This is a genomic window from Paraflavisolibacter caeni, from assembly GCF_025628885.1.
In the GTDB taxonomy this organism is placed as follows: Bacteria; Bacteroidota; Bacteroidia; order Chitinophagales; family Chitinophagaceae; genus Flavisolibacter; species Flavisolibacter caeni.
On the sequence record NZ_JAOTIF010000044.1, the window covers coordinates 18119 to 27908 of the forward strand.

The 9790-nt window shown below is 44.6% G+C and carries 5 protein-coding genes; all 5 read right to left on the bottom strand.

The genetic code is table 11. The features are described from left to right. Positions 1-125: 125 nt before the first annotated feature. Genes OCK74_RS26715 through OCK74_RS26735 form a run of 5 tightly spaced genes read right to left on the bottom strand, consistent with a single transcriptional unit; the run spans position 126 to position 9476 of the window. Positions 126-1751 carry a hypothetical protein gene (locus OCK74_RS26715; protein ID WP_279300180.1) on the bottom strand — a complete coding sequence of 542 codons (1626 nt, stop codon included), beginning with the start codon at positions 1749-1751 and terminating at the stop codon, positions 126-128. Between the two features lie 5 nt (positions 1752-1756). Beyond that, positions 1757-3691 (bottom strand): alpha/beta fold hydrolase, encoded by a 1935-nt coding sequence (locus tag OCK74_RS26720; protein ID WP_279300181.1) that lies wholly within the window; start codon positions 3689-3691, stop codon positions 1757-1759. A gap of 8 nt (positions 3692-3699) precedes the next feature. Beyond that, positions 3700-5079 (bottom strand): sugar porter family MFS transporter, encoded by a 1380-nt coding sequence (locus OCK74_RS26725; protein ID WP_279300182.1) that lies wholly within the window; start codon positions 5077-5079, stop codon positions 3700-3702. A gap of 39 nt (positions 5080-5118) precedes the next feature. Then, a complete protein-coding gene (locus OCK74_RS26730) occupies positions 5119-7023 on the bottom strand; it encodes a glycoside hydrolase family 97 protein (protein WP_279300183.1) in 1905 nt (634 codons plus the stop codon). A gap of 41 nt (positions 7024-7064) precedes the next feature. Next, a complete protein-coding gene (locus OCK74_RS26735) occupies positions 7065-9476 on the bottom strand; it encodes a heparinase II/III domain-containing protein (RefSeq protein ID WP_279300184.1) in 2412 nt (803 codons plus the stop codon). Positions 9477-9790 lie beyond the last annotated feature (314 nt).

Below are 9790 nucleotides of genomic sequence, written 5' to 3' on the forward strand. Positions count from 1 at the left end.
GCCGGTATTAACCCATCAGCTATCGCAAACTTTCCTGCATGCTGCCCAGGTAATGTGATTGAGTCTGTGCGGTTAAAGCGTACATGGTTATTAAACCTGATAAAAATGCAGACAGTTTTATCATACTATTTTGTTATATAAAAACTTTGTACAATTGGTTGTGCGCTCTTCACCTTAGGTTCAACAGAACGTCCGTATTGCCATGCTACTACGGTCACCTTTACAGGATGCATGGAACGGGGTGGTATTTTAGTAAATTTCAGTGTATTACCTTCTAGTTCGGCCGGACCCTCCTGAACATAATAATACACCGGCAATCCAGAATTGGATGTTGCTTGAAGCGGCAATGATCTAATGCCTTCTTTTTGATTACTGATCGCAGGAAAAGAGATCTGCTGCTCTACGCCTTCTGTATTTTTAAACGGAAACTTAATGTTGGCTTGCTGTACGGCGCTTTTATACTTTTGATCACCAGGGTGACTGGCCAGCAACCAAATGTCATTCGAACGTTTAGGATTGTTCATACCCATGCGGTAAAACTGAAGCCGAAATGTATGAGCCCCGGTTTGCACAACAGGGCCACAGATCCTTGAAATAACAGGTGCACCATCCGCATGTCCAGTTGTACAGACAGCCACCTTTTCTGTATTCTGGAATATGGTATCACTAAACACAGGAGTTATTTTGAAGCTAATACCATCTTTCTCTGGTATAAACTCTGGTCTGTATTGAACATGTCCACCTGTAAAAGGCACCACACTTCCATTCTGTTCAAAACGAAGGTATTGTGGCAGCTTTCCTCTTGAAGTTGCATAATACTGCTCTGTAGTAATTGCTATCTCTTTATCAAAATACCAGAAGGCTTCCCTTCTATCACCTTTATATTCTGCTTGCTTTGCAGCCTTTGCTTTAAGCGGTTCTTCTTTCCGCCACTTGTCCACAAGCCAACCTTGTAAGGGATCAACAGGCTTCAAAGTAACAGGTTGATACACTGAAGATTGAACGGGCAACCTGTAGTTGGCTGCTTTTTTAATAAACAGAGCCAGATAAGTAACCAGGTCATCTGAATAATCGAAATGACCATAACCAGCATCTACTAAAAGCGAAACCGCAGACTTCGGATATGTAGAACGGAAGTTAAGAGCTGGCAGGACTCTATCTTCCCACCATTCATATTCCCCTATTGCCAAAAGACCTGGTATACCATCTATAGTACGACCCGTCCAGTCGGGGTTGGGACGCCCGCTACCTGTAAGGTTAGTAAGCGGTGCATCACCATGTATAGAAAGTATGGCCAATGTGCGGCCTGGATTCCAGGCTGCAAAGTTCCATGGATAGCTGGCTGCTGCAGAATGCCCAATTGGAACAACTGGAGCAAACTCCAACTCTGTATATCCTGACTCAGCAGCCAATGCTTTCATCATGTCATTGAACTGTTCACCTGCGCCATTATTAAAATCAAAGACCATATTAAAGGCCGGAGACACCCAGATTTCAGCAAAGCCAAGTTCAGACATTGTTTTTCTAAATTGAGAATGCTCCAAAATGCCTTCTTCGATCATATTGTGTTGCCCCACCACTACACCACGCACTTGTTTGCAATGAGGAGGTATCCAAAGGAATGCTCGTGGATGATCGTTCGTTTCATTGGATATCACGCTTTTTACACCAACCGACCATTGCCACTCTGCAGCACCGGCAGATTGGAACAGTAAGAAGAATATAGAACATATAATCAAAAGCCGTTTCATGATTTTCATTTGCTTTGTATACTGTCAAGGAAGATTTTGAGTTTTGCATTAAAGTCCTGGGGGTTTTCCAGATTGCTTACATGCCCTGCATTCAGAACAAGCATTTGCCTGGCAGTGGGCACCAGATCAAGGATCTTACTCTTTCGGCCTGCATCTACATCACCCGTTAGTACCAGAACTGGAACGGTAACATTTTGCGCTTTTAATTTTTCCACAACTGAAGTTCCCAACAGGAAGCGCGGCTCTACATGGAGCGGTTGCCATGCATCCCATTTATAAATCATATCCCAGATTGGGCGGCGGATGTGTTCAATAGGCTTGCCATTGCGTACAGCTAATCCATTAAACCATTCCAGTTTGTTTTGAAACACGCCTTTTTTCTTGTACGCTTCAATTTCCAGCTTGCGCTTTGCAATGGATTCTTCATCCCAGGGAACAGCAGGACCAGGAGAGCCACTCCACACGTCTCCACTGGCAAGGGTAGCCGATAATAATCTATCCTGATGCAAGGCCAGGAAATCGGTAGTGATGAAGCCACCCATAGACAAGCCCACAACATGAGCTTTTTGAATGTTCAAGGCATCCATCAGTCTGGCTAGATCATCAGCATGCATGGAACTACCCAATTCCACGGGCATGGAAGAACGACCATATCCCCGCACGTCGTATCGGATCACATGATACTTTTTGGCAAATTCATAAAACTGAGGGTCCCATTCTGAGTGATCAAAAGAATGACCGTGAATAAAGATCAGAGGGTCACCTTTTCCTGTTTCTTCGTAATACAACTGGGCACCACCGACATCTGCATAACCACTTTTTACACTGGTAGAAAGAGTTCCCTTTTGTAATACATCCCTCACTAAGAGCGGTAAGACAGGGCTTGCGTAAAAGGAATTAAAGCCCTCTTTCGCATTCGATATTCTTGCCAGAAAAAAACCATAAACACCAGTTGTTTTATCAATCCATGGGTAAGCACCCGCCCAACTGGGTGAAGAAATCAATACGGCTTCGCCTTTTTCATTCACCTCTTCCCTCCATTCACCAAGACCGTATATGTCTTTGCGGTTGGTTGCCCTTACATATTCCACATATTCACCCAGCGGCACCTGAGCTCCTTTCACCTGGTCTGCCTGCATTTCTTTGATGGCTTGAGCAGATAATATCCGTTTGCCTCCAAACATGCCCTTATTAGCGATCATATTTAAGAAGTTACCATAATCCCGCAGGTTGGACCTGGCACCTCCGCCGAGCATGGGATTGTGGCCTGGCGTTTCATCAACAGGTGTAAAATGGGTACATTTCATACCTAATGACCTCGCGATCTTTTCCTGGAAAATGGTTTCCCAGTCTTTGCCTGTAGCCAATTCTGCCATACGTCCGGCTACCTGCATGGCCAATCCACCGTATTTGAATCTGGCGCCTGGCAGCGTGTCGGCAGAAAGATAAACAATGTGTTCAACCGATTCTTTCAGCGTTTTATAATTATCAGGGTGTGCGCCCGCGGGCTGGTAATCAGGGTAGCCGGCTGTGTGGGAGAAGAGCTGGCGCAAAGTAGCTTTGCCCTTGGGGCCTGTAAATTGTGGCAACCATTTATATACCGGATCGTCCCAACTTAACTTACCATCATCAACAACCGCAGCGATGGTAGCAGCAGCCAGCCATTTGCCTGCCGAGGCAATGTAGGCAACCGTATTGGTATCATAGCTACCAAAGTACTTTTCGTATACTATTTTGTTGTCCTTGGCAACGATGATGGAAGCTCCCTGGTAAAAACCACTGTCCACCCACCCTGTTATTTTCTTTTCGACAAGAGAGAAGTCATAAGAAGGATGTGATAACGGCTTCCTTGCTGCTGTTTTTTGAGCAGGGGAAGAACTGCTGAAAAGAATGGAGCAGGCAAATAAAAGGAGCCGGCATTTATGGGAGGTGCTGGTCATGCGATCTGTTATTTAATTCCCAGTTCTTTCTGAATTTGTTCGAGCGTTTTGCCCTTGGTTTCTGGCATAACTCTCCAGATAAACAAGAAAGAGAGCAGCATCATACCGCTATAAAAAACAAAGGAGTAAAAACCTCCCAGTGAGCTGCTTTCCACAATCATCGGGAAGGTCCAGGAAATAATCGCTGCCATGATCCAGTGGGTAAATGATCCAAGGGAACCGCCTTGTGAGCGGACAGAGTTGGGGAATATCTCAGAAATAAATACCCAGATGACAGCTCCTTGCGAAAAGGCAAAGAAGGCAATAAAACCGATCAGGTAATAGATCACTGCACTATGGTCTGCAGCCGGGTTGCTGAAGGCATTGGCCGTAAGTCCCAGGAATACGATCATACCGGCAGCACCGATCAACAATAACTTTTTGCGCCCGAACTTGTCAATTACACTCATCGCTAATAGTGTAAAGACAAAGTTGGCCAGGCCTATGAATACCGATTGCTGGAAGGCATCCGCCCGATTAAAACCTGCCATTTCAAAGATGCGGGGGGCATAGTAAATGATGGCATTGATGCCTGATAGCTGGTTGAACATAGCCAACAACATAGCATAAAAAATAGGCTTGTTGTATTTGCCGTTGAACAGTCTTTCCTTGATACCTCCTTTAGATAACTCATGTTCCTGGCGAATCAGGTCAGCAGCATGGGGTTCACCCAGATGGGAGAAGATCTTCTTAGCTTCTTCATCGCGGCCATTCAATACCAGCCAGCGGGGACTTTCAGGAATAGTGCGTACAAGTATAGCGAAAACAACAGATGGTATAGCCATGATGCCCAGCATATAACGCCAGGAATCTTCACCAAGACCGGCCAGTAAATAGTTGGTGAGGTAGGCAATTAATATACCGGCAACAATATTCAATTGAAACAACCCTGCAAGACGTCCTCTCTGCTTAGCCGGTGAGATCTCAGAGATATACATGGGTCCTACTACTGAAGAGGCACCTACGGCAACACCTCCTAAAAACCTAAAGAGTACAAAAAGTATCCACAAAGAAGAAACGGCGCATCCTACAGCAGAAATCAGATAAAACAATGCTATAGCGGTAAGCACTTTTTTACGCCCCAGTTTTTGAGTTGGCCCACCCACGATCAGTGAACCTAAAACTGTTCCGATCAGACTGGAGGCTACCGTAAATCCGAGCCAGAAGGAATCTAAAGACCAAAGCTGCTGAATGGTTTTCTCAGCCCCTGAGATCACAGATACCTCAAAGCCAAATAGAAAACCGCCCATTGCGGCAATTAATGCAATGCGAAGCGGGTATCCGAAAGGGGCGCCCGCCTGTCCTGCTGAATGTTTTGAAGCAGTCATTGTTTCAGTTTGAATGTGCATATGTTAGTGTTTATGAGTTATTTGCTTATTGTATATTAACTATTTGACCTCTGGTGTCAGCCAAACAGCCTGACCGCCTGAGGCAAGCAGGTTAACGGTGAATACCATTTTATTATTGACCTTCTTCTTTTCTACTTTGACTTTTGTTTTAGTGGTGGCTTTAGGGTCATCAGAATAGATAGTGGCAATAAATTTCTTTCCTGTTGGTAAAAAACTGAGGGGAACTTTTACAGTTCTGCCTTCATTGTTGGTTAAGGTGCCAACGAACCACTCCTCTCCTTTTCTCCTTGCTGTGGTAATGAACTGGCCAGGTGTTCCCTGCAATACCTTGGTTTCATCCCAGGTAGTTGGAATCTTCTTCCAGAATTCCAACTCAGGTTCTCCTTCAAAAGAAGCAGGTTTGTCGTACCAGAACAAGGTTTGTAGCGGAGAGAAATAAACAGCCGCCATTGCCAATTGGTGCGCATGCTTGGTTTTGATTCTTTTATCAAAATAACAGATCGTATAGTCTGCTGCACCTGCGATATACCGGGTAAACGGAAGCACCGTATTGTGGGTTGCATCCGGCATTTCCTCATTGCCACGGATGCCTTCTGCAGTCATGAGGTTGGGCCAGGTGCGTTGCTCTCCTGTAGGTCGCCAGTCATCATGGATATTGACCATAATACCGTTCTCTGCAGCTTTTTGAATGGCTTCCTCTACCCAGGTAGTCCAGCGATGTGATCCTGCCTGCACAAAGCCAAACTTTACACCGGCAACACCCCATTTCTTGTAGGTAGTAAAAAGCGTATCCAGTTGAGCCAATAGAGCCTGCTGGTTCACATAGAGCCAAACACCAATGCCTTTTTCTTTTCCGTATTGAATAATACGGGGCAGGTCAAAATTTGGGATGGCGACCTTTGTGGCGTCCGAGGCAAAAGAAAAGGCAGGACCATACCATTTCCAGTCAAAAAGTACATACTGCAAACCACGATCTACTGCAAAGTCAATGTTTGCCAGGGCATCCTCCGTGGTTTGTGACATGACTCTCATGATCTTTCCGGGCCTGATCCAGGAGGTGTCTTTGATTTTATTGGGTTCATTCAGGTTAAGCAGCACATAATTATTTTCAATCAGAGCACCAGGTTTTTCTGCCACCATGATCAACCGCCAGGGTGTAGCAAAGGGCGAGATCAGGTCAGCAGGGCCATGCATGGAGGTAACAATTGTATTCGGTTTTTCTTTACTCAATTTAAATTTGGTGCGGCTGTAATCAACCATACCAGCCTCGGCCAGACAGGCATACCATCCATTAGGCAGTTGCATTGTTAATGGCCGTTCACTTTCATTGGGCCAGTTACTGAGTGGTAACAATTGATAAGGTGCCTGTGCCCACAAGTGGTGCCAGGCCATGGTGCCCTCCGGCAGAGAAAACTCTGTATTTTCTGCTACGACGCGATAGTACGTTCCTTTTTCATTTTCAGGAAAGAAGAAACGAATGGCTGCACCTTCATTGTAAGCCCTGATCTGGACATGAACCGGATAAATAGAATTGTCGTCCTTTACCAGTTCGATGGTCGCTGCATTATAATGATCGCGAATGGATTTGCGTTCACCGCCCACAGGTTGCCAGCTGGTGTCCTTAGAAGCAGTCATGATCTTTTTCACCACCAGGTTTTCCATCCAACGGGCATGGGTATCCACTTTTAAAGCCATAGCACTTTCTGACAGACGGTTGTCTAGTTGCAGGTCCAAGGCAGATTCCCTGATAATGGTTTGGTTCTTGTAGGTCACCAGGTAATAAAGCTTACGTTTTCTATCCTCATTGCTTTTCTGGTAAAAGACAACTGAGAGGTTGTTATCCGGAGACTGAATTGTTGTTTGTGAACCTGGAATGATTTGCTGAGCCCTTACAAGCATATGAGCCAATACAAGCAAGAACAGGAAAAAAGATTTGAATTGCATTGTTTTTATTTCTTAGGGCATTAAATTGATTGTTGTGTATTTTATTGCATGGATGCTGTATCATTTTCTGCGGTACGTGCTTCTACTTGCAGCACCAGCATCTTTTCTTTGTCCAGGTAATCAGTCTTTATTTTTTTATGGTTCAAGACCACGGTTGCAGGCTTCGCATTCATACCCAACTTTGCATAAATGAGGGGCTGCCCTTGCAGTAATACTTCTGTGTTACTACCCATTTTAGCATGCATAAAAACTTTCGAAAGGGAATGCAGCACCACTTTAGCATCCTTTCTCACATAACTGCCATTGCTCACGAAATACTCTGATATATTATCCGGATTGGTTGCCTCTGCTTTTTCCGGGTATGTGATGGCCATCATATACGCATCTGTTTCCCAGCCCCCCATCACATTGTGACTGTTACGGTGCATGAGCCTGCCATCTGCAAGAAGATTCACATAAACATCCGTCACTTTACCCCTCTCGGTGATGCGTACACCAATCCAGTTAAGGCCTTCCAGTTTTTCAATCCGTGGCAGGCTGGTTCGCTGTTCCTTTGCACTGGCCATATTGGAAATAGCAGGACCCGTGATGGGCTTATTCTTATCATCCAGCAAGATGATGGCATTGATAAATTTTGTTTGTTTGTACTCCTCAGGCGGGTAAATGGAGTAGTAGGTTACTTTAGTATCAGGGTCATGGTCTTTCACACCAGTACGTTCATCGAGTCTCATCTTCTCGGGGAAGTCATGCGGATATCCGTTGGGCAGCGTTTCGGGGAAAAGAGGTCGCACCAGTACGGCAGCAGAATCATTGGTAACCTCCAGGTCAATACCCTTCTTTTTAGCATCTTTATTGAAGTGCAGGAGCCATTCAAACTTACCGGTCTCATAAGCCTTTACATCATCGATCACCAGGATCACGTTACCCACCCAAACAAAGTTGCGGTAGTTGCGCAAAAAGTATTGAGAAGTGGGCCCTGTTGCATCTGCTAGCAAGTATTTAAAGTCACCCGCATCCATCAGGTTGTACAAGCGCCCTATATTTTTTACGGCATGATACTGGTCCTGAGGGTTCTGTGCCTTACCATTGAACAGAACCACATTATGTGCTTCACTGCGTACTGAATAACTGCTGTATGAGGGATTACCATAGTTGACATTACCACCATCTGCCAACAGGTTTTTTCCATTATGGTAAAGAATGAAAGAACCCGCATCAGCGTGGGCATGGTTCCATGTATAACCCGACTTTACGCCCAGCATGGTTGCATTGTGATTCCACGAAGACCGAAGCATTGCCCAACCCATATCCTGATAAATGGAAGCTGTCGGAAGATCCGGGACTTTGCTTTTATTTAATTGATCAGGCTGGTACAAAAGTCCAAGTGGCGTATTGATCCCCATATCTTCTTTGACACTTCCTTTTCCTGTTTCATTTAAATACCAGCGGTACCTGTCTTGATCATAACCTAAGGCGATCATGATCTTCACCGGCCTGTCTCCATTAGCAAAGGGATTGGAATCACCAAAATTCACCGATTGCAATTGACCGCTATTGGGGTAAGAGGCATTGATAAACCAGTCCATGGTTTTTTCCAGCAGATGGTCATAAGGCATTTTGATGGGTTCAAAAGCGTTGGTCCACGCCAGGCGGAACAGGAGGTATTCCGACACACCAAAGTTGGCATAAGAGACGCTTTCATAAAAGCCTCCGGACGGATCAAAATTAGCTGGTTTGTTTTCCAGCACACTGCCAGAGAAAGCAAACCATTCATTGGAAGCCAGCATCACATCTTCCGCCCAATCCCTTGCTTCAGGAACTTCATTCATGACAGCCAGTGAGGCGACACCAGCCTGGTAGACAATGGAACTCCACCAGTTATGTCCCATGGAGTTCAGGGAGTGTAGTCTTTTATCCGGTGATATCCAATCGCTTAAAGAAGGCTCTATGCCCAGTTTTACAATACCTTGCGCTATTTGGAAACGTTCTTCATTAGAAAGATAGTTGTAAACGGCATCAAAAGCAGTTGCTGCCATGAAGTTGTTATGAGCAGTACCTAAAGCTGAGTTCCACCTGGGTGTGCGATCGTCCAGGCCATCCCATTGCTTGCGAGTAACCAATTGCAATAGGCCTTGCTTTACAGCTTCCGCATATTTTTTCTCCCCCGTTATTGAATAGATAAAGGAAAGTTCTTCCAGGTTTGCCTTACCTGAAACAACAGCCTTATCAACATTATCTTTTATTCGTGTATAGTTCCTTGCCATCATTGTATCTTTCTTCATCCGTTCTTTCAAATGCTGTATACGGTTTGGCGTATAGAACAAAAAGGGATGCGCTTTGGTCTTGCCTGTACTTTTGAATTGGGCAAAAACGGTTGTTGCCGCAAGGCACATTATCAACAGGAAAAACAAGGCACTTTTTTTCATATACCTGGAGCAGGAAGTAAGGATCATTTTATTTTAATTTATTGAAGTAGCATTCATTGATGAAAGTAAGGTATAGCAGCTGCGCGTCTGTTTTCCCAACAAGTAACCAGGACCGTTTTCATCTTCAGTTCGAATTGATTTAAAATACTCATGATGGATAATTATAGTTGAATGAACTATCTTTTGTTTATTATTTTACCAGGGTGACAGACCATTCAGTTTTATCAATAAAGATTGGCATAAATGCTTTTTCCTTTCCTCAACTTTTTTGCTCTGAGTAATGCTTCGATATAGTAGTAATCAGCATAAATGATGGAAGCGTCTATTTCACCACCATTGGG